The 22,319-nt window shown below is 35.3% G+C and carries 20 protein-coding genes; 17 read left to right on the forward strand and 3 right to left on the reverse strand.

The annotated features are described in order from the left end of the window. The 13 genes from ACFSTE_RS02765 to ACFSTE_RS02825 form a co-directional block, all read left to right on the forward strand. A partial coding sequence (locus tag ACFSTE_RS02765) for a gliding motility-associated C-terminal domain-containing protein (protein WP_378297949.1) occupies window positions 1-1,114 on the forward strand: 1,114 nt, incomplete at its 5' end. A 73-nt stretch (window positions 1,115-1,187) separates the two neighbouring features. Further along, on the forward strand, window positions 1,188-2,147 hold the full coding sequence (locus ACFSTE_RS02770; protein ID WP_176029287.1) for a PorP/SprF family type IX secretion system membrane protein: 960 nt from the start codon (window positions 1,188-1,190) through the stop codon (window positions 2,145-2,147). A 17-nt stretch (window positions 2,148-2,164) separates the two neighbouring features. Further along, the gene (locus tag ACFSTE_RS02775) at window positions 2,165-4,126 is read left to right on the forward strand and encodes an OmpA family protein (RefSeq protein WP_378256376.1); all 1,962 of its coding nucleotides are present in this window, start codon (window positions 2,165-2,167) and stop codon (window positions 4,124-4,126) included. 329 nt (window positions 4,127-4,455) lie between these two features. Next, window positions 4,456-6,720 (forward strand): aconitate hydratase, encoded by a 2,265-nt coding sequence (locus ACFSTE_RS02780; RefSeq protein ID WP_378256374.1) that lies wholly within the window; start codon window positions 4,456-4,458, stop codon window positions 6,718-6,720. A 109-nt stretch (window positions 6,721-6,829) separates the two neighbouring features. After that, a complete protein-coding gene (locus tag ACFSTE_RS02785) occupies window positions 6,830-7,510 on the forward strand; it encodes an NUDIX hydrolase (protein WP_176029290.1) in 681 nt (226 codons plus the stop codon). Window positions 7,511-7,799: 289 nt separating this feature from the next. Next, the gene (gene prs, locus ACFSTE_RS02790; protein WP_378256372.1) at window positions 7,800-8,618 is read left to right on the forward strand and encodes a ribose-phosphate diphosphokinase; all 819 of its coding nucleotides are present in this window, start codon (window positions 7,800-7,802) and stop codon (window positions 8,616-8,618) included. Between the two features lie 4 nt (window positions 8,619-8,622). Continuing rightward, window positions 8,623-9,570 (forward strand): ADP-ribosylglycohydrolase family protein, encoded by a 948-nt coding sequence (locus ACFSTE_RS02795; RefSeq protein ID WP_378256370.1) that lies wholly within the window; start codon window positions 8,623-8,625, stop codon window positions 9,568-9,570. A 34-nt stretch (window positions 9,571-9,604) separates the two neighbouring features. Continuing rightward, complete coding sequence (locus ACFSTE_RS02800) at window positions 9,605-10,150, forward strand: RNA 2'-phosphotransferase (RefSeq protein ID WP_378256368.1); 546 nt, start codon at window positions 9,605-9,607, stop codon at window positions 10,148-10,150. Beyond that, window positions 10,147-10,875 carry a metallophosphoesterase family protein gene (locus ACFSTE_RS02805; protein WP_176031113.1) on the forward strand — a complete coding sequence of 243 codons (729 nt, stop codon included), beginning with the start codon at window positions 10,147-10,149 and terminating at the stop codon, window positions 10,873-10,875. The genes ACFSTE_RS02800 and ACFSTE_RS02805 overlap by 4 nt, the downstream gene beginning before the upstream one ends. Window positions 10,876-11,057: 182 nt before the next feature. Continuing rightward, a complete protein-coding gene (locus ACFSTE_RS02810; RefSeq protein ID WP_176029294.1) occupies window positions 11,058-11,423 on the forward strand; it encodes a hypothetical protein in 366 nt (121 codons plus the stop codon). Window positions 11,424-11,560: 137 nt separating this feature from the next. After that, window positions 11,561-13,942 (forward strand): TonB-dependent receptor, encoded by a 2,382-nt coding sequence (locus ACFSTE_RS02815; protein ID WP_378256366.1) that lies wholly within the window; start codon window positions 11,561-11,563, stop codon window positions 13,940-13,942. 34 nt (window positions 13,943-13,976) lie between these two features. Beyond that, on the forward strand, window positions 13,977-14,813 hold the full coding sequence (locus ACFSTE_RS02820) for a hypothetical protein (RefSeq protein ID WP_378256364.1): 837 nt from the start codon (window positions 13,977-13,979) through the stop codon (window positions 14,811-14,813). Window positions 14,814-14,892: 79 nt separating this feature from the next. Further along, window positions 14,893-15,372 carry a DUF4625 domain-containing protein gene (locus ACFSTE_RS02825; protein WP_176029296.1) on the forward strand — a complete coding sequence of 160 codons (480 nt, stop codon included), beginning with the start codon at window positions 14,893-14,895 and terminating at the stop codon, window positions 15,370-15,372. A 7-nt stretch (window positions 15,373-15,379) separates the two neighbouring features. Here ACFSTE_RS02825 and ACFSTE_RS02830 read toward each other — a convergent pair whose 3' ends face one another. From ACFSTE_RS02830 to tssD, 3 genes are read right to left on the reverse strand one after another with little or no spacing between them, the layout of a single operon-like run. Next, complete coding sequence (locus tag ACFSTE_RS02830; RefSeq protein ID WP_378256362.1) at window positions 15,380-15,943, reverse strand: hypothetical protein; 564 nt, start codon at window positions 15,941-15,943, stop codon at window positions 15,380-15,382. A gap of 4 nt (window positions 15,944-15,947) precedes the next feature. After that, window positions 15,948-16,814, reverse strand: coding sequence for a hypothetical protein (locus ACFSTE_RS02835; protein ID WP_176029298.1), 867 nt, complete (start codon window positions 16,812-16,814; stop codon window positions 15,948-15,950). Between the two features lie 5 nt (window positions 16,815-16,819). Further along, a complete protein-coding gene (gene tssD / locus ACFSTE_RS02840) occupies window positions 16,820-17,515 on the reverse strand; it encodes a type VI secretion system tube protein TssD (RefSeq protein ID WP_176029299.1) in 696 nt (231 codons plus the stop codon). A gap of 292 nt (window positions 17,516-17,807) precedes the next feature. On the opposite strand from tssD, the gene ACFSTE_RS02845 reads away from it, so the two are divergent. The 4 genes from ACFSTE_RS02845 (at window position 17,808) to ACFSTE_RS02860 (ending at window position 21,875) form a co-directional block, all read left to right on the forward strand. Further along, on the forward strand, window positions 17,808-19,250 hold the full coding sequence (locus ACFSTE_RS02845) for a nicotinate phosphoribosyltransferase (RefSeq protein ID WP_176029300.1): 1,443 nt from the start codon (window positions 17,808-17,810) through the stop codon (window positions 19,248-19,250). Between the two features lie 298 nt (window positions 19,251-19,548). Then, window positions 19,549-20,217 (forward strand): Crp/Fnr family transcriptional regulator, encoded by a 669-nt coding sequence (locus tag ACFSTE_RS02850; RefSeq protein ID WP_176029301.1) that lies wholly within the window; start codon window positions 19,549-19,551, stop codon window positions 20,215-20,217. 71 nt (window positions 20,218-20,288) lie between these two features. Beyond that, the gene (locus ACFSTE_RS02855; protein WP_176029302.1) at window positions 20,289-21,200 is read left to right on the forward strand and encodes an anti-sigma factor; all 912 of its coding nucleotides are present in this window, start codon (window positions 20,289-20,291) and stop codon (window positions 21,198-21,200) included. 114 nt (window positions 21,201-21,314) lie between these two features. Then, window positions 21,315-21,875, forward strand: a complete 561-nt coding sequence (locus ACFSTE_RS02860) for a TlpA family protein disulfide reductase (RefSeq protein ID WP_176029303.1) — start codon at window positions 21,315-21,317, stop codon at window positions 21,873-21,875. The last annotated feature ends 444 nt before the right edge of the window (window positions 21,876-22,319 follow it).

Consider the following 22,319-nt stretch of genomic DNA (forward strand, 5'->3'; position numbering starts at 1 on the left):
GAATGCATTAGACTGTGATGAGGATGGAGTTACCAACGGACAAGAGATTACAGATGGTACTGACCCAACTGATGGATGTAGTTTAGTAGCAGCGAATCAGGATGTGACACCAAGTGCAGCCTGGAATGCATTAGACTGTGATGAGGATGGAGTTACCAACGGACAAGAGATTACAGATGGTACAGATCCGATAGACCCAGATACAGATGGTGATGGAGTAACAGATGGAGATGAAAAAACAGATGGAACCGATGGTCTGGATAATTGTGATTATAATGGAGCTAGTGTAACATTAGTGCCTGATGCGAATTGGGAGACATTGGATTGTGATGGAGATGGAGAAAATAATGGTGAGGAAGTGACGAACGGAACGGATCCTCAGGATGCATGTAGTGTTTCAAATCAGGTTATACCAGATATGTCTTCTTCAACTTACGATGTTTGGGCAATGTCAGATTGTGATGGAGATGGAGTTATCAATGGAGTAGAAGTAGATCCTGATGGAGATGGTGTAGCAGGACCAGAAAATACAAATCCATTTGATGGATGTGATTATAATGCCGATGATCAGGATATAAGTATTGTTAGTGATGAATGGAATGCTTTGGATTGTGATGAGGATGGAGTTACAAATGAAGATGAAGTGACTAATGGTACTGATGCAGTTAAAAAAGATACTGATGGAGATGGAGTCACTGATGGAGATGAAGTAAAAGACGGTACAGATGGTCTTAGTCCTTGTGACTATAATGGATCAAGTATAACATTACCTCAAACAGTAGATGTTAGTTCTTTAGGATGTGAAGGAGATGTTACAATTCATACAGGGATTAGCCCTAATGGAGATGGAGTGAATGATGAATTGCGAATAGAAGGATTGGAGAAATATCCCAATAATACATTACGTATTTATAACAGATGGGGAGTGATGGTATTTGAGGCCAGTGGATATGAACAATCCGGGACTGCATATTTTACAGGAACTTCGAATGGTAGAGTAACCATTCAGGGGAGTAAGAAACTACCGGTAGGAACTTACTATTATGTTTTGAACTATGTGGATTCTGACGGAGTGAATCAGTCTAAAACAGGCTACTTATATATAAACAGATAATATACTTAAAAAATGTACTCAACAGGTATTTCTAATTGACGAAATGCCTGTTGACTAAATCCCCATATACATTATGAAAAAAACAATTGTAACCAGAGTAAGTGCATGTATTGCATTCTTTGTTTTGACAAGTTTATATGCTCAGCAAGATGCTCAATACACCCAGTATATGTATAATACAATCAGTGTTAACCCGGCTTATGCTGGTAGTCGAGGTGTCTTTAGTATTAATGGACTTCATCGAAGCCAGTGGGTTGGTTTGGACGGAGCTCCCAGAACCCAAACCATATCCTTTAATACCCCTTTAGGAGATACGGATAGAGTTGGGTTAGGAGTTTCTATTGTTAACGATGAAATTGGTCCTACCAGAGAGACGTATTTTGATATTGATTTTTCATATACAATTCCTACTTCTGACATAGGTCGTTTAAGTTTTGGGTTAAAAGCAGGAGGACATTTGCTCGATGTAGATTTTCAACGATTGAGTAAGTTTGATGTCAATGATGCACTTTTTGAAAATAACATTGATAACAAGTTCAGTCCCAATGTAGGGATAGGGTTATATTACTATACTGATCGCTTTTATATGGGCTTAAGTGCTCCAAATCTCTTAGAAACAAAACATTTTGATGAAAGTGCTACTGTAAATAACAATAATTCAGAGGCTTTTATTGCTGAAGAGCGAATCAATTACTATCTTATTACCGGTCATACATTTGATATCAATGAATATATAAAGTTTAAACCTGCTTTATTAACTAAATTGGTTTTTGGAGCTCCTTTACAGGTAGATGTTTCAGCTAGTTTTTTATTATATGAAAAATTAACGTTAGGAGTAGGTTATAGATGGGATGCAGCCCTGAGTGGTATGGTAGGACTACAGGTTTCAGATGCGATGATGGTTGGTTTTGGATATGATAGAGAAACTACGGAATTAGGTAAAGCAGTATTCAATGATGGAAGTTATGAAGTTTTAGTGCGATTTGAACTATTTAAAAAATATGATAGAGTATTAACCCCTCGATTCTTTTAACATAAATAACAATAGTTATGGTAAAAAAAATAAGAATAAGTATCATTTTAATGGCAGTACTGTCCAGTGTGGTTTTCTCTCAAGAGAAACAATTAACAAAGGCGGATAATGATTTTGAGAGATTTGCTTTTGTTGATGCTCGCAAGGTGTATCTAAAAGTAGCAGAAAAAGGATTTAGTTCTGCGAGTTTGTATAAAAAGATAGGAGATTCCTATTATTTCAACGGAGAGTTGGATGAATCGGTTTCCTGGTATGAACGTCTGATCAGCGAGTATGGAGATGATATGGAGCCAGAGTATTTATTTCGGTATGCACAGGGGTTAAAAAGTAAACGCAGATATGAAGAAGCAGATAGAATCATGGAAGCATTTTATACCAGTGCAGGGAATGATCTTCGAGCATCTTCCTTTATGAGTACTCGAAATTATCTGGATTTTATAGACATGCAGTCAGGAAAATTCCAACTATTGAAATTAAGTGTTAACTCACCTCATTCGGACTACGCTCCTAGCTTTAACCACCAGGGGCAACTAATTTTTGCTTCTTCCAGAGAAGGTCAGAATATGACAAAGACCTTACACGAATGGAATGAAATGCCTTTTTTGGATTTGTATTCTTCTGATGTAATAGAAGGAAATGGGGACTTAAGTGCTCCCAAAAAACTAAAAGGGAAGATCAATACAAAGTTTCATGAATCTTCTACGACCTTTAGTAAAGATGGAAAGACAGTGTATTTTACAAGAAATAATTATAGCCATAGAAAGGTAGGAACAGATTCAAAAGGGACAATTTTATTAAAACTATACAAAGCTACCTTAGATGGTAATAAATGGAAAGATGTAGAAGAATTACCATTTAATAGTGAAGAATATTCAGTAGCGCATCCATCGTTAAGTGCAGATGGGAAACAATTGTATTTTGCCAGTGATATGCCTGGTAGTTATGGGTTATCCGATATTTATGTAGTAGACATTTTAGAAGATGGAGGGTATGGAACCCCTCGTAATCTGGGAGATCATATCAATACAGAAGGTCGAGAGACGTTTCCTTATATCAGTGATTCAGGAGTGTTGTATTTCTCTAGTGATGGTCATACCGGTTTAGGAGGATTGGATGTATATATCTCTATTCAGGATCATTTTAATTTTTCAGTTCCATATAATGTTGGACGTCCGATTAATGGTCCTAGAGATGATTTTTCCTTTGTACTGAATGAAGCCACAAAAATGGGGTATTTTGCGAGTAATCGAGATGGAGGTATTGGGAATGATGATATTTATAGTTTCCGTCAAAAGGAAGATTTAATAGCGAGTTGTAAACAAATGGTGTCAGGTAATGTGACAGATGAGCAAACATCTGCCACTATGGGAGAAGCTTTGGTTGTTTTGTTAAAAGACAATGGAGAAGAAATCACCCGAACCTTAACAGATGATGAAGGGAAATATTCCTTTGAGATAGATTGTAATACATCATACCTGATTCGTGCCTCACAGGTTGGTTATAGTCCATCCGAAGAGCTTCTTACAACCAATGCTAGTCTGGCAGAACAATACGAGGTTTCTTTTGTGCTTAAACAGGGTATTTTAGAGGAGAAAGAAGTTGAAGAAGGGGACGACTTAGCAAAATTACTTTCATTAGAAGAGATTTATTTTGATTTGGATAAGTCAAAGATCCGACCAGATGCCGAAGTGGAATTACAAAAGATTATTGTAGCGATGAAAGAGTATCCTCAATTACGTATAGATGTTCGTTCTCATACGGATAGTAGAGGAGATGATAGCTATAATCTACGTTTAAGTGATCGTCGAGCAAAGAGTACGATCAAATATATTATAGAGAAAGGAGAGATTGACCCGGGTAGAGTGACAGGAAAAGGATATGGAGAAACGGAATTGGTTAATAAATGTGAAGACGGAGTTCCATGTGCTACCAAAGAACATCAGGAAAACAGAAGAAGTGAATTTATTATTGTGAAATAATTACATATCCCGATAATTATAATTAAGTGATAAAGCCAATGCTTATTTTTTATAAGTACTGGCTTTTTTTTGTAAGTGATTTATTTTCAGAGTAACATAGAAAAGAAGAAAAAGGCATCACATGTTTTCTGCAAAATATAGCAGGAATACCCGTAAATCTTTTTTTTAATGATTCTATATTATAGGGATGGGTATTTTATAAAATTCAAAAAATGAAATAGTTATTTTTTTGAAAAATGTAAAAAACAAAGGCGAAAAGCTTATAGCTCACTAAAATGCTTTAAAATTTGTATTTTTGCAAGACTTTTTAATATATAAAAATATAAAGTATGGCATTTGATATTGATATGATTAAAAAGGTTTATAGTCAAGTAGCAGAACGTGTTACAGCAGCACGTGAGATTACAGGTAAACCTTTGACCTTAGCAGAGAAAATTTTATATAGCCACCTATGGGATGGAAAAGCAGATAAGGCTTTTTCAAGAGGAAAAGATTATGTGGACTTTGCTCCGGATCGTATCGCATGTCAGGATGCAACAGCACAGATGGCTTTGCTACAGTTCATGCAGGCAGGTAAAGTCAAAGTTGCAGTACCTACTACGGTACACTGTGACCACTTAATTCAGGCAAAAGTTGGAGCAGATAAAGATTTGCAAACCGCTTTAAATACAAGTAACGAAGTATTCAATTTCTTAGAATCAGTTTCTAATAAATACGGAATTGGATTCTGGAAACCAGGAGCCGGAATTATTCATCAGGTAGTTTTGGAAAACTATGCTTTCCCAGGAGGAATGATGATTGGAACAGACTCTCATACAGTTAATGCAGGAGGGTTAGGAATGGTTGCAATTGGAGTTGGAGGAGCAGATGCAGTGGATGTAATGGCTGGGATGCCATGGGAGTTAAAATTCCCTAAATTGATAGGAGTAAAGCTAACAGGAAAGCTTTCGGGGTGGACGGCTCCAAAAGATGTAATACTAAAAGTAGCTGGAATTCTTACAGTAAAAGGAGGAACCGGAGCGATAATAGAATACTTTGGTCCCGGAGCAGAAGCAATGTCCTGTACAGGAAAAGGAACGATCTGTAATATGGGAGCGGAAGTAGGAGCTACTACCTCTACTTTTGGATATGATGAATCAATGGAACGTTATTTACGTTCTACAGATCGAAGTGATATAGCAGATGCAGCTAATGAAGTAAAAGAACATTTAACTGGAGATCCAGAAGTATATGCAAACCCTGAACAGTATTTTGATCAAGTTATCGAGATTAATTTGTCAGAGTTGTTACCACACCTTAACGGACCTTTTACTCCTGATTTAGCAACCCCAGTAGGAGAAATGAATAAAAAGGCGACAGAAAATGATTGGCCTTTGAAAGTAGAATGGGGATTAATCGGTTCTTGTACCAACTCTTCTTATGAAGATTTATCAAGAGCGGCTTCGATAGCACAGCAAGCTATTGATAAAGGATTAAAAACAAAAGCAGAATTTGGGATTAATCCAGGATCAGAACAAGTACGATATACGGCAGAAAGAGACGGTTTATTAGATATTTTTGAAAAACTGGATGCAAAAATATTTACCAATGCATGCGGACCATGTATCGGACAATGGGCAAGAGAAGGAGCAGATAAGGCAGAGAAAAACTCAATTATACATTCTTTTAACCGTAACTTCGCGAAGCGTGCCGATGGAAATCCAAATACACATGCCTTTGTGGCATCTCCGGAGATGGTAGCAGCTGTAGCAATTTCAGGAAGGTTGGATTTTAACCCCTTAACAGATAAGTTGGTGAATGAGAATGGAGAAGAAGTTATGTTGGATGAACCAACAGGATGGGAGTTACCTCCAAGAGGATTTGATGTAGAAGATGCGGGATATTTAGCTCCTGAAGAAGATGGGTCGCATGTTAATGTAGTAGTAAATCCTGATTCAGAGCGATTAGAATTATTAACGCCATTTGCTGCCTGGGATGGAAAAAATATCACAGGAGCTAAATTGTTGATCAAAGCATTTGGAAAATGTACAACTGACCATATCTCAATGGCAGGACCTTGGTTGAGATACCGAGGACATCTGGATAATATTTCTAATAACTGTCTGATAGGTGCAGTAAATGCCTATAATAAGAAAACAAATTCTGTAAAGAGTCAGATTACTGGAGACTATGATGCTGTTCCGGCTACACAGCGAGCATACAAAGCAGCAGGGGTCCCAACAATAGTTGTAGGAGATCACAACTATGGAGAAGGATCTTCCCGAGAACATGCTGCAATGGAACCTCGTCACCTTGGAGTAAGAGCTGTAATTGTAAAATCATTTGCTCGTATTCACGAAACAAACCTGAAAAAACAAGGAATGTTAGGATTGACATTTGCTAATGAAAATGACTATGATTTAATTCAGGAAGATGATACCTTTAACTTCTTGGATCTGGATCAATTTGCTCCAGATAGACAATTAGCATTAGAAATAGTACATGCAGACGGAACAAAAGATACGATCCAATTGAATCATACATACAATGATTCACAAATAGAATGGTTTAAAGAAGGATCAGCACTTAATCTTATTAAAAAGCAAAATTCTTAATAGCATATAAACTCATTTTACGAGTTATTATCAATATTAAAAACTCCTCAGGAAAAGCCTGAGGAGTTTTCTTTTTTTACAAAAATTATAAATATGTAACTTTGCTTATATGGTGCATCAAAACATAAAAGTAGCAGTTGATGGCGTTGTTTTTGGGTATAAAGACAATATATTAAGCGTACTATTAATAAAAAGAGATATTCCACCCTTTCAGGAATATTGGGCATTACCCGGAGGATTGGTAAAAGAAGAAGAAAGCCTGGAAGCAGCAGTAGAGCGAGAATTAAAAGAAGAAACAAATGTAACTATTGATTACCTGGAACAATTGTACTCTTTTGGAGAGGTAGGACGTGACCCCAGAAACAGGGTCATTAGTATTACGTACTTTGGTCTGGTGAAACCAGAGCATTATACGATCAAAGCCGATACAGATGCGAATGATGTGCAATGGTTTGATATTCAGGAACTCCCGGCTCTTGCTTTTGATCATACAACTATTATTGAAGCTGCCAAAGAACGATTAAAAAACAAGTTGACGTACGAACCTATAGGATTTGATTTGCTAGCAACTAAATTTTTATTCTCGGATTTAGAAAAATTATATACCACTATTCTGGAAAAGAAAATAGACAGGCGAAATTTTAGAAAGAAAATTCTTGGTTTTGGAATTTTAGAAGAATTAGATGAAAAAGTTTCGGAAGGACGGGGGCGACCAGCTAACCTATTTAAATTTAATAAGAAACAATATTTTATGCTAAAAGAAAAAGGCTTCTTGTTTGATATAAAATAAGTACTGTTCTGAATGAAGTAAACTATCTTATAAAAGATTGGATAGGGAATAAATCAAGTGTTGAATCTATATTTTTTAATGGTAAAGAGAAATGAACTGCCTTGCGGAGCACTATAATGAGCGGATCATTATCTTATTTATAATATATTTTTGGGGCATACCTGTGAGATCTAAAAAAAGTTTTAATCCATTAGTATCTTCTGTGGAATAATTAAATAATGTATTTTTTACGCAAAATATTTTGTGATATCGTTTTTCTGAAGTATTTTTGCGTTAAAATAACGCAATTATGAATTATCTACATCTAGATCCTCTTTTTACACCTTTCGGACCATCTATTCATTTTGAAGCATTTGTTTTTAGTGGAGGAGAGCCACATATTAAAATTCAGGAGATACCCCTGGGGGAAGAAATTTGTATTACTCATAGAATACGATCATTCAATGATTTAGGCTTATTATTGATTGCAACTGATGCATTAAAGAGGATGGGAGTAGCCACCATAGATGTATTTATACCGTATTTTCCGGCAGCGAGACAAGACAGAGTTATGGTTGTAGGTGAGGCATTAAGTGTCAAAGTGTATACAGATATCATAAATGCGCAGGGATATCGTCAGGTAAAGGTATTTGATCCGCATTCAGAGGTAGTCCCAGCGTTACTAAATAATGTAACGGTGCTTCATAACTATGATTTTGTAAAAGAATCTTTAGAGCAAATAAAAGAGGAGGTCGTGTTGATTTCTCCTGATGGGGGAGCCTTAAAGAAAATTTATAAAGTTTCAGAATTTTTAGGAGGAATTCCGGTAGTAGAGTGTTCTAAGAAAAGAGATGTGAAAACCGGGCAGCTGTCCGGATTCAAAGTATACGAAGATACTTTAGAAGGAAAACATTGTGTTATAGTAGATGATATCTGTGATGGAGGAGGAACATTTTTAGGGCTGGCAACAGCATTGAGGGCAAAACAGGCAGCAAAATTAAGTTTAATTGTAAGTCACGGGATATTTAGTAAGGGTACAACAGCTTTGGAGGATTGTTTTGATACTGTTTTTACAACAAACTCATTTGCAGATGTAGAAGGAGAAAACATTACTCAGATAAAATTATAACAAGATGAATGCAGATCGTATTTGGGGAGGGATTTTTGGAGTAGCTGTTGGAGATGCTCTAGGGGTTCCGGTGGAATTTAAAACAAGAGAAAGTCTAAAAGAAAACCCTGTTTCAGAAATGAAGGGCTATATGTCATGGAATCAACCTCCAGGAACCTGGTCTGATGATAGCTCATTATTATTTTGCACAATAGCTGCTTTACTAGAAGAATATAACCTCGAAAGAATAGGAAACTACTTTGTGCGATGGTATAGAGAAGGCTTTTGGGGAGCACATCATGAGGTATTCGATATAGGAGGAAGTACAAAGCATGCTATTCAAAGAATTATGAAGGGAGAATCTGCAAAGTTTTCGGGGAATTTATTTGCAGAGGATAATGGGAATGGATCCCTCATGAGAATTTTACCATTGGTGTATTTTTTAGCTCCTGAAAAAGATATGACTAGGAGGTATCAAATCGTAAAAGAGGTCTCGTCAATTACACATGCTCATTTTAGATCAGTGTTTGCCTGTTTTATATATGTAGAATATGGATTGTTATTGTTGAAAGGCATAAATAAAAAAACAGCTTATCAAAAAGTAAAAGAAAGAGTATTGGATTTTGCCAAAAAAATGGAATTTAACCCTGAGGAAATAGCACTGTTTTCTAGGGTACTAGTACAGGATATAGAGAGTCAAAAAGAAGAAGCTATACATAGTTCTGGATATGTATTACATTCGTTGGAGGCTTCTTTATGGTGCTTTCTACAGGAAGATACCTATAAAAAAACCGTATTGAAAGCAGTTAATTTAGGAGGAGATACAGACACTACTGCTGCTATTGCTGGAGGGGTGGCAGGACTTTATTATGGGTATGATAATATACCTCAAATATGGAAAAACCAAATAGCAAGATATAAGGATATAGAAAAATTGATCGCAAGCTTTTGTAATCGGCTGATAGTAATATGATCAACTGTTTTATGTCAAAAAAAGAAGGAGGAGAATGAAAAACAATGATAAAAGAATAGGGAAGTTTTTAAGCTTGATTTTAAGGCATCAACCTGAAAAAATAGGAATACAACTCGATAAAAATGGCTGGGTAGAAGTCTCTAGTTTATTGGAGAAAATAAAGGTGTATTACCCTCAATTGGATCAGGAGTTATTAGAGCATTTGGTAAAGACAAATGATAAACAGCGCTACGCCTTTAATGATGATAAAACCAAAATCCGGGCCAATCAAGGACATTCCGTTTCAGTAGCATTAGCTTATGAAGCCGAAAAACCCCCAGAAGTGTTATACCATGGAACAATTGCTGCTTTTATGAAATCTATTTGCAAAGAAGGGTTGCTAAAAATGAATAGACATCATGTGCATCTGAGTCAGGATATAGAAACAGCTACAAAAGTTGGAGCCAGAAGAGGAAAACCTGTTATACTGTTTATCCAGTCAGGAAAAATGTACCGGGAAGGAATTTCTTTTTTTAAATCAAAAAATGGAGTTTGGTTAACAGAGTCAGTACCTTCACGGTATATAAATGTTACTGAATAATGAGAACATTAGTCATAGGAGATATTCATGGAGGGTTTAAAGCGCTATTACAATTGCTTAAAAGAGCAAAAGTAACAACAGAAGACAGACTTATTTTCTTAGGAGATTATGTGGATGGATGGAGTGAATCCGCAACTCTTATTGATTTTCTAATACAACTAGATAAAAAACAAACCTGTGTTTTTATCAAAGGAAACCACGATGTATGGTGGGGAGAATGGTTGGAGTATCAAAAAACAGATAATAAAATCTGGTATCAAAACGGAGGAAGAGAGACAATTACTTCATATAGAGGGGCATCTTATGACCTGGCTGCTCACTACACGTTTTATAAAAAACTAAAAAATTACCACATCGATGATCAGAATCGATTATTTATTCATGCAGGTTTCTCCTCTATGCATGGTCCCCAAAAAGAAGTGTATGAGTCCAATTATAGCTGGGATAGAACATTATGGGAAATGGCATTGACAATGGATACCAATATTGAGAAAACAGCTAGTGTATACCCCCAACGTCTGAAGTTGTTTTCTGAAATATATATAGGACATACTCCTACAATCAAATATAACCGTGATACTCCAATGAGGGGAGTGAATGTATGGAATATAGATACCGGAGCTGCTTTTACAGGAAAGTTAACAGCATTGGATATAGAAACTAAAGAGTATTGGCAAAGTGATGCATTGCCTTCGTTATACCCAATGGAGAGCGGCAGGAACTAAATAAGTCTTTGTGAAACAATCAATTGCAATAATGTTGCAATAATTGATGTGTTTACAAGTAGTTGCCCGTCAGTAAAATGATAGTGTTAAAGTTTTTGTTTTATCTAATTATTAACAAAATCAAATCGAGGTTTCTTCTTCTTTTTTCTACATTTGACCTCCACAATTGACAGCCAAAATCATTGAAAACAAATTTCCGAAAACATATTGCTTTCTTTTTTTTACTCCTGTTTATAGGAGGGCAATCCTTTCATATATTCCATGAATATTTTTGTGATCATGGAGTAGAAGAAACATTGGGAATTACGGTACAGAAAATAGAGGCTGAACAAATAAACAAGGCAGTCTCTTTTCAAGAGTATTGCGACTGTTCCTTATTTCATCAATACCAGTTGTTCGATACGATACAGCTTTCTGCTGCTGAATTAGCGCATATTGAAAACATACATGTTTCCAGAAAAATCAATTCGAACAGAAGGGAGTTTATCGCGAATTATACTTTAAAGGAAAGAACACTCAGAGGACCACCTAAGTCTATTATTTCATAATAAGCTATAAGTAGTTATAATGTGTATGGGATACATATACATTATATAGAATAGAATTGGATCTATTTCTATAGAAATGGAATCCATACGATCCATACCAGGTATTCAAAATCAATTACTATAAACTTCATTTATACATGAAGAAATTCTATATCGCAGGAATTGCGATGCTGTTACTATGCATATCTATGCATGGTCAGCAAGTATACACTATTGAAGGAAAAATCCTTAATAAGGAAACGAAGAAACCTATTGCAGATGTAACTGTAAAGCTTCATAATCAGTACCATGTATCTGATATCCATGGAAACTTTCGGTTTAAGGAAATAATAGAGGGGCAATACATTTTGGAATGCTCCCACGTGGGATACAAAACAGAAAAACAATCAATAGATATTTCAAAAAATACAGTATTGAAAATCGAGATGGAAACCATTTCAGAAATACTGGATAATGTGTTGATTACCGGTAAGACCGAGAAACGGAAAAGAAAAGAAATCCCAATGGTATCTACAGTTGTTGATGAAGAGTTTCTAAAATCCAATAGAGAAAATAGTTTGATGAAAACGTTAGAAAAAATTCCGGGAGTAAGTACCATTAGTATCGGAACAGGAATGTCGAAACCTGTTATTAGGGGACTGGGATTCAATAGAGTTGTGGTGGTACAGAACGGAATAAAACACGAAGCCCAGCAGTGGGGGAGTGATCATGGGTTAGAAATCGATCAATACGGAATTAATGCAGTAGAGGTTATTAAAGGACCTGCATCTTTATTGTATGGGTCGGATGCAATAGCAGGAGTGGTCAACATTTTGCCTCCTCCAATATTGAAAAAAAATGAACTACAGGGAGAAATAAGCCTATTGGCACAAACGAACACCAATTTGTTAGGAGGATCAATAGGACTTCAGAAACGATACGATCATTGGTATTATGGAGGTAGGTTCACCTATAGAGATTATGGAGATTATAAGGTGCCAACTGATAGAATATACTATGAGAATTACATTTTCGAGCTTCAGGATCAATATTTGAGAAATACTGCAGGAGTAGAAAAAAATGCCAGTTTTATAACAGGGTATGTTTCTGATCGTCTGACGTCTTCTCTGATGATTAGTAATGTAAATGCAAAGAATGGTTTTTTTGCAAACGCACATGGATTGGAAGTTAGGGCTTCTTCCATTGATTATGATCAAAGTAACAGAGATATTGATTTGCCATATCACAGTGTAAATCATTTAAAAATAACAAATAATACACTTTTTCATGGAGAACATATCGATATAGAAATAGAAGCAGGCTTTCAGCATAATGACAGAGAAGAGCATTCAGAACCGGTGCCTCATGGTTATATGCCAAAACCTCCAGCTACATTGGAAAGAAAGTTTATGAAAAATACCTATTCACTAAACGGGAGAGGGTATACGAAACACATTGATGTGCATAAGATCCATATCGGAACGAATCTGGAATACCAAAATAATAATATAGGAGGATGGGGGTTTCTGATCCCTGAATATGATCGTTTTTCTATAGGAGCATACGCGTATGATCAATATCAAATTCATAATAACCTGCATTTGCAGGCAGGTATAAGATATGACTATGGAACTCTAAAAACCAAAGAATATTTTGATTGGTATCAATCGCCAATAACAGATGAAACCGGAGTACAAACACAGGTTAATCTGCAAAGAGCTTTCAAAAAGAATAAGACGTTTGGAAATTTTAGTGGCTCTTTGGGGCTTAGTTATTTGCATAAAAAAATGACCTATAAAATTAATATAGGGAAAAGTTTTAGGATGCCATTAGCCAATGAATTAGCCTCAGATGGGGTTAATTATCACATGTATCGATATGAGAAAGGGAACATTGATTTATCAGCAGAAGAAGCCTATCAGTTAGATGTCAGTATTGAACGGGAACATAATAACTGTCAGCTGACGATAAGTCCTTTTGTCAACTATTTTAACAATTATATCTATTTAAACCCTACTTCCGAGTATTATGAAACCTTACAGATATACGAATATACACAGAGTGAGGTTTTTAGAATGGGAGGAGAAGTCTCAGTATCCGTAGAGCCATTACCTAATATCACTTTAGATATCTCTGGAGCATATGTGTTTTCCAGACAAATGAGCGGAGCAAAAAAAGATTTTACCCTACCATTTTCTCCCCCTTTATCAGGAATGTTAACTGCTTCCTACCAATTTAAAGATACGCGTTTGGTTAAGAAATCAGTATTGCAAACAGCGTTTAAAATTGCAGCATCACAAGATGAAATTGTTCCTCCCGAAGAAAAAACAGCTGGATATCAGCGTGTAGATCTTTCATGGAGCTCGTCTTTTCAGTTTTTTAGAAAATACGATCCCATATCCATTTCTCTAAAAATCAATAATGTGTTCAATACCAGGTATTTTGATCATACCAGTTTTTATAGGTTAATTGATGTTCCAGAGCCTGGAAGAAACGTATCAGTTTCAATTAACCTACCTATAAATAATACCAATAAATAACCTTTTATCAATTATATTTTAAATCTAGTAAACAATGAAAAGAAGTATTAAATTTTTATCAGTTCTGATTCTCAGTATTGTGTTTTGCACCTCTTGTAGTAATGACGATGATGGAGGAAATACATTTGACGAGAATCAAAATGCAGAGCGTTTTTCCGGTATAGAGATAGGAAATGCCGCTTATAAAGTACCTAGATCCAATGTTGATGTCCATATGGAATTCGATTATGAAGGAGCTAAAAAAGTAGATAAGATCTATTTGGATATCACTCCGGTTTCTACCCCAAACATGCAGGAAGGTGAAGTAGCCTGGGAAGTGAAAGACCACTTGATTCCTTTGAGTAGTGACTATCAGGGAAAATTAAATCCTCATATTCATTACCATGTATATTTTGATCCAGACAATAAGTATGAGCCAAAAATAAAAGTAGCACAAGGAACTTATAAGTTAAAAATCACAGTTATAGAAGAAGATAAGTCTAAAAGTGTAATCACCAAAGAGTTTGAGATTGTTCAGAAGTTTTTCGGTACAAAAGTAGCTGAACAGTCTATTTTAGCTGCGGGGAGTGTGTCACTACCTACAGAGTTTACATATGATTCTGGAGCAAATACTGTTGATGAAATAGCGTATGAATTATGGTTTGAAGAGTGGAGAGAAGGGCAAAATGTAGCACCAGGAAAATGGGATAAGATAAATGTAGTATTACCAGCGGATTTATACAAAGGCAAAGTAAGCCCGAAAGTAGTATATGAATTACCGATGAATGTAGAGTTTCCTGAAAATGGCTATTGGTTGAATATTTATGTTAAAGAGAGTAGCGAGAAAGAAAGAGTAAAACTTTCTGTTCCTTTTAAAATTGAAGCAAAATAACCACCCGAGTAATGAAGCATGTTCCGGACTTTAGTTGCCCCCTATTCCGGAATGTGTTTCTTTTTTTAAAGAAAAAAAGATGAAGAGAAGAATTGTTTCCCCTGTTTTTATAGTATTATTTTTTACTTTTTTACTGTCCTGTTCCAGTGATGATGAACAACGGGATGAAGAAAAACCAACCATTACATTACAATATGATAATGGGTTTCCTCAATCATGTACAGAACTAAAAAGAGGACAACGCTATACGATTAGAGTAAAGGTATCGGATAACAAAGAATTAGCTTCCTATGGGATTGATATTCATCATAATTTTGACCATCATACGCATGATGATCAGGGAGCACAATGTACACTGGGTCCTATAAAAAAACCTGTAAAACCAATGATTTATATGAAGAATAACACATTGGAAACAGGTAAGAAATCGTATGAAATTGTTCATGAAGTGCAGCTAGGGGAAGATATTGATGTAGGAGACTATCACTGTCAGATTTCAGTTACGGATATTACCGGATGGCAAGCGAGAACTTCGGTAGATATTAAAATAGTAAAGTAATAAGTGACTATTGTGTAATCGTTTTAAGAGTAGTACCATAGATAATAGTATCATTGGTTAGTAGCCCATTGGTGCGAAGGATAGTATATAACTCGCGAAAGGGAATATTTCTTTTTTGTCGGGTTATTTTGGCGATGTTATTGGTATAATGATTATAAGATATAGATAACTGTTGAGGGACTTTGTCTTTGTAGCTGAGAATAAAAGTATTGGTTTCTACTCCTGTTTTTTTGTTAAACGTTACCTTTTGTAAAAAAGGAGCCTGCCTTCTGTATTCTTTAAGAATGATAGAGTCGTTTTCAGAAGTACGGATCAAAGATGTTTTTTGTAAAGGAGCTGCCAGGTCAAAGAGTCCTTTCTGTGTTCTATTGTGGTATAAGGAATGAATTGTGGGGTGTTCTGCTGTATCCTTTATATGATCTTTATATATTTTCATAGATAAAAAGCCCGTAGATAAAATGAGTAAAAGGATACAATTGAACAGGTAGATTCCTTTTATTTTTTTTCTTTTGGTAATAAGCAGATAGCTGATACTTATTATGGCGATGGATTGGACAATATACGTAATCATACCGTTAGCTTTTAATACCCCATTTAGGGGTGTTTAGCATAGATGATTTGTTGAGGTAATGATTGCTATACGTACCAGTAGGGTAGATGTCATAATCGTAATTAGGGAATAAAAACACCAAATCCTGGGGAGAGAGCCCCATTCCTTTATACATGATAATCCAGGTAGCTCCTCCTACAATAGAAGAAACAGTACCAGCAGTAGCTATTACTGGATTTTTGGTTCGTACTCCCCATGCAGCAGCTACAGTACTTATAACGGTAGCAGCATCGGATACGGAAGCAACGGGTTGTAATAACTTTTTGTCAAAGGCTTCTGCGACAGATAATGCTTCGCCTTGATAACCAGTTGCTACAAAACTTGTTACTGCAGCTACATATTCTCTGTAATCCTCAGGGGTATTGCCTAAAGAAATACGTTGAGGTTTATTCGAACGCTTAAGTACTTTTTTTTCAATGAGTATAAGCTCTTCTTTTTCGAATACTTCCCAATCAGTAAGAGGAAATTTGATAGGAGTTCGTTTTACCTCATAAATGTGCTCAATAATTTCTGTAACTTCTTTTGTGGTCGTAGTTTTTCCATTATAAAGAACTCCTGTAGCAATAGTGGTTTCTTCTTTCCGGTAAATCACTTTGTGTTTTTGATCCTGTTTGTAGACAAAATATCGACTGTTATTCTGATGATGTAGAATTAATTGCTGGGTGCCTACCCGGGAAACAGCTCCATAAGAGGTTTTATCATACGAAAAAGTAATAAAAATCGAACGATTTCCCGTACTGGATATAAATTTTCTTTCCGGAGCAGATACAATTGGAGAAGGACAGGAAATCTGTGTGTCAGGATTTGATTTCAGGATAATAGTTGTTGCCATGATACTTAGTTTTCTAACGGATTAACTGCTTTTAGTTTTATTTTCATTGTATTGCTGTCAATAACAATGTTTTCTAATGTTTTTTGGGTTAATACACTTCCGTTGTATTCAAATGCCCCGGTAAGATCTCCCAATTCTATGTCTACAGTCTCTCCGATCATGTTCTTTGATTCGGCAATGAGAAAAACAGTCTCTCCAAGTGTGGGAGCAGATATTTTATTCCCGTTTTCATCTACATAATAAGAAGTAATAAACTCAGGAGAAGTATCAATAGCTTCTCGTGTAGTTATAGAAGTGTTATCAGTAGGATAGGTTTTTCTCCAGTATTCCGAATATTCGGTAGCTCCGTCAATGACTCCTCCAGAAGTAATTTCCAGATCAATAGTAATGGGATATGAATCTTTTTCTTTGTATTGTTCTTTATATCCCACACAATGCGCATCAATAAATTCAATGGTTCTGGTTTTTTTGCCAATAATGGCAGAGCTTATTTTTAGTTGTAATTGTTTGGTAAGTGAAGGAGTAATCATCCAGTCGAGAATCTCACTGTCTTGCGGGTATTCAACCTTTACATACAACCCTTTCAATTGTGGCTTGGTTGAAGGCTTACCACTATGATCAATTTCTTGTTTAAATGCTAATCGATACTCTATGACATTTAATTGCTTATCATCGTAATATAGTTTAGTAATAACGCTCATGTACACTAGGGTTTTAAGAGATGGTTAAAGGTAATTATTTGATAACGAAGTGTATATGTGGTTTAACCGCCTTTTTTTAAAGTCATAATGATAGTTTTATATAATTTATTGTTTTTTTAAACCTTGTTTTCTTTTTTACAACAAATTATGTATATAATTGTATATAAATATATGTTTTTTTCTCTTAAAAAGAGACGAGTGTATATACTTCAGAGATTAATAGCTAAATTATTTGTGTAATTTATGTAGGTATATTATATTTGCGTATAAATAACGCAAAACAAATAATTTTATGAACCCACTACTACTGACAGACGGTTATAAATTAGGACACAAAGATCAATATCCGGAAAAGACAACGTTAGTTTATTCCAACTGGACTCCAAGAAAAAGCAGGATAGAAGGAGTGGATACTGTTGTGTTTTTTGGGTTGCAATATTTCATCAAAGAATATTTACTAAAGCAATTTGATACGTACTTTTTTAATCAGGACAAAGGAAAAGTAGTCGGTGAGTATAAAAAGTACATTGATCATTATTTGGGAATTGATGCAGATGTATCTCACATAGCTTCATTACATGATTTAGGATATTTACCAATAGAAATAAAAGCGGTACCTGAAGGAACAGAAGTGCCGATTAGAGTTCCGATGTTTACACTTGTTAATACCGATCCTTCTTTTTTTTGGTTGACAAACTATTTGGAAACATTATTGTCTGGAATTATTTGGCAACCATGTACGTCCGCAACCATTGCAAAACAATACAGAAAAATATTGATAAAATATGCTCAGGAAACCGATAAGGATCAGATAGGGTTTGTAGATTGGCAGGGGCATGACTTTTCTATGAGAGGAATGTCCGGTTCAGAATCTGCAATCATAAGCGGTATGGGACACGCTTTGTCTTTTAGCGGTAGTGATACAGTACCGGTTGCGAAAGCTTTTGAGACCTATTATAATGCTGATGTGACTAAGGAATTAGTGATCGGTAGTGTGAATGCAACAGAACATAGTGTTATGTGTGCGGGGAGTAAAGATGATGAAATAGGAACTTTTCAAAGGCTACTAAAGACCTACCCAACAGGGATTTTATCAGTTGTTTCTGATACTTGGGATTTATGGAAGGTATTGACAGAGTACTTACCAGTCTTAAAAGAGCAAATTCTCAATAGAGAGGGGAAATTGGTAATTCGACCGGATTCAGGAGATCCTGTAGATATTATTTGTGGATGTGAGCATGATAATCCTGTTATAGCAAAAGGAGTTATAGAATTATTATGGGATGAATTCGGGGGGAGTATAAATGAACAGGGATATAAAGTTTTACATCCTAAAGTAGGCGCTATATACGGAGATAGTATCACTATAGAAAGAGCGACTCAAATATGCAAACGCCTTAAGCGAAAAGGATTTGCTTCAACGAATGTGGTATTAGGAATTGGAAGCTTTACATATCAATATAACACTCGTGATACGTTTGGTTTTGCAATGAAAGCCACTTATGTAGAGATTGATGGAGCAGGAAGAGAAATTTTTAAAGACCCGGTTACAGATGATGGAACTAAAAAATCAGCAAAGGGATTGATTCATCTATATGAAGAAAACGGAAGAATAAAATTAAAAGATCAGTGTAGTAAAGAAGAAGAAGGAAAAGGGATGCTGGAAACGGTGTTCAAAAATGGGAAGTTAACGCGTGAGTATTCATTAGAAGAAATAAGAGAAAGAGTTCAGTAATATAAGTGACTTTGCATAGAAAAAGGTATCTATATTCATATGGGTGCCTTTTTGTTTTTTAGCATGCAATAAAGAGAAAGTGTGTGGTTTTATTGTTATAGGGGTTAAAATTGTTAAGTATTCAAAAAATTATTGTTAAAAATGTTAAAATAATTAAATTTTAAGTGGTTTAATATACATTGTTATGAGGAATTTAACGTTTAGGGAATGTGTTAGCAAACAATTTATAAGGGATTTGTGTAAGATCATGATGCAATTCTCGACAATACAATAAAAATTAACCCCAAAAAAGATCATTATGAGTACTATTTGGTTTTTTGAAAGCACCAATCTTTTTAAAATATTTTGTCCTCATAAGTATAAAAACTTCAGGGAAAATCACAAGATAGATGCCTATCGGAAGAATGATTATATCTATTTTGAAGAAGATTCGGCAAGCAAAGTGTATCTTATTGAAGATGGCAAAGTGAAAATAGGCTATTATTCAGAAGATGGAGAAGAAGTGATAAAATGTATTTTGACGCGAGGAGAAGTATTTGGAGAAAAAGCAATTCTGGGAGAGAATAGAAGAACAGAGTTTGCACAATCCGTAGATAATACGACAGCTATATGTGCGATAAGTGTCAATACGATGCATGAACTAATGAGAAATAATAAGACCTTTAGTCTGAAGGTCTATAAATTTATTGGTATGCGTTTTAAAAGATTAGAAAGAAGGTTAGAGTTACTTCTTTTTAAAGATACAAAAACGAGACTTCTAGAGTTTTTTAATGAGTTAAAAGAAGACTATGGTCATTGCTGTCCTGATACAGGAGATATGGTCATAGAACACCCCTATACACAAAAAGATATTGCCAGTTTAATCGGAACTTCCAGACCTACACTTAACATTATTATGAATGAGTTAAAAGAATCACAGGTAATAGACTTTAATAGAAAAGAAATTAGGCTAAAAAATGTAGCATAGTGTTAGTTAGCTAACATTTGGTGAAGAGTAAGCTTCCTACTTTTACATTGTAATTTAAAAATAAAAAAGCAATGATAAAAAAAGTAATGATTGGAGCGATTGCTCTGGGAGTTATGCTTTCATCATGTAATAATGATGATGATAATTCCGGAACAGATTCAAATGTAGCAAATCTAAATATAGATCTTAAGGGATTAGAGGATTTGGGAGACGGATACCTGTATGAGGGGTGGATAATAGTGGATGGAGCACCTGTATCGACGGGAACATTTTCGGTAGATGGAGAAGGGGCATTGTCTCAAAAAGCTTTTGAAGTAACTAAAACATCCTTGGAGACAGCTACTGCGTTTGTATTGACGATAGAGCCTGATCCAGATTCAGATCCTGCACCAGCAGATACCAAATTATTACTGGCAGAATTCGGATCAGGGAATACTGCTTCAGTATCACTTGCACCTGTAGCAGAAGGAGATTTTGCTACTTCTTCCGGAGACTTTTTCCTTCGTTCTCCAACAGATGAAGCTTCGGGAACTGCCAATAATATGAACGATCAGTACGGAGTTTGGTTTGGACAACCGGCAATGCCTCCATTAGCAACTCTAAATTTACCTACCCTAAATGCAGGATGGAAATATGAGGGATGGGTAGTTACAGAAAATGGTCCCTTATCTACAGGAACTTTTACGGCGGTTAATGAAGCAGACGATAATGCAGGAAGCCCAGAAGGATTTAGTGGAACAGAATCTTTTGGTCCTCCAATCCCTGGAGAAGATTTCTTTAGAAATGCACCAGAAGGAGTCACTTTTCCTCTGGATGTAAGAGGAAAGACGGTTGTTATATCAGTAGAGCCGTTCCCAGACAATTCACCAGCACCTTTTCTCCTAAAACCTTTAGTAGGAACAGCAGGAACAGAAACTGCACCTACACATTATCCATTTGGTCTTAATGCAGCTTCTTTTCCTTCAGGAACTGTATCGAGATAATTTTCTTTATTTTTTGTTAGTATAAAGCGTAATCTTTGATTGCGCTTTATTAATTTGCAGTAGATTTGTCTGATTGCTATTTGGGAAAATCAAAGAGCTTATAAACAACAGCATATGAAAATAGATAAAAACAAAATTACCAATATAATTTTTGTAATAATTTTAGTATTGTTTTTTATTCCTTCTACCAGAGGAATGATTCAGATTGTTTTGACCAGAATTTTTTCTTTTAGTCCTTCAGTTGTTCAGGTAGATGAGCGAAAAAAAATTAATAGCTACGATTGGAAATTGCATGGAGTTAATACAGAATCAATCAATATGCAAACTGCAGAAGGAAAGGTTATTGTACTAAACTATTGGGCAACATGGTGCCCTCCCTGTATTGCAGAAATGCCTTCATTACAGAAACTGTATACTGATTATGGAGATAAAGTAGTGTTTTTGTTTGTGACCACAGATGATGATCCGGAGTTGCATAAGTTTATGAATGATAAGCATTATAATTACCCAATTTATAGATCGCTTTCCCAAACTCCTCACCCTTTTAATGGAGAAAAATTTCCGACGACCTATGTAGTTGATAAAAAGGGAAATATTGTTATAGATAAAGTAGGAGCAGCAGATTGGAATAGTAGTACCGTGAGAAAAGTCCTAGATGAGTTACTAGCAGAATAAATAACTTTTTTTAGTAAATCCCATACTTTTATACGTAGACATCCATGACGCAGACAGTTTGTTTACACACTAAAATATTTCTAATACAAGGCCTTAAATGTATAGATATGAGATTAATTTTTATGGGTAAGCATTAATTTATAGATGGTTATCTTCTTTTTTTGGTTGTTTATTCTACAAAATAAATGTTAATATTTTTAATGTTTCTAATAAATTTGTGTTAACGTTTGTTGTTTTGTCGGGTTTTGTGTGTAGATCGTCGAAAGATCCTTTTTTTGTTTCTGCTTTTTGATTTACATTCGCTATAAATTCATTTAAATCAGATAATTATTGAAACAATTTTACGCTCACTAAATAACAAATCAACCCATTTTTGTAAAATGTTCGATTCTTTTCTGTAGGATTGAAGCAAAATAGCTTCATGATGTAAATGGATAGTCACAG

The sequence above is a fragment of the Aquimarina hainanensis genome (genome assembly GCF_042684685.1).
GTDB classification, from domain to species: Bacteria; Bacteroidota; Bacteroidia; order Flavobacteriales; family Flavobacteriaceae; genus Aquimarina; species Aquimarina hainanensis.